Raw genomic sequence first — 311 nt, 5'->3', positions numbered from 1 at the left:
CCATATCCGCCATCACAAAGCTGCGCCCGGCATCGACCCGCACCACCCCAAGATTGGGGTGCAGCGTAGTAAATGGATAATCAGCCACCTTGGGCACGCGCAGCGGAAACAGCACGAATCAAGGTAGATTTACCGGCATTAGGTAACCCTAACAGCCCAACATCTGCCAGCACCCTGAGTTCCAGCCTGAGTTCGAACTGTTCTCCTGCCTCACCGTGGGTAAATTGCCGCGGAGCACGATTGGTACTGGACTTAAAATGGAGATTACCCAGCCCACCGTTGCCCCCCTTTGCCAGCAACATCTTCTGCTG

The 311-nt window shown here is 55.6% G+C and carries 1 pseudogene; it reads right to left on the bottom strand.

Going from position 1 to position 311, the window contains the following annotated elements:
- Positions 1-311, bottom strand: a pseudogene (locus SQ11_RS16000) (GTPase); the annotation flags it as partial.

Source organism: Nitrosospira sp. NpAV (genome assembly GCF_000832065.1).
GTDB lineage: Bacteria > Pseudomonadota > Gammaproteobacteria > Burkholderiales > Nitrosomonadaceae > Nitrosospira.
This window is presented reverse-complemented; position numbering and strand designations above follow the sequence as displayed.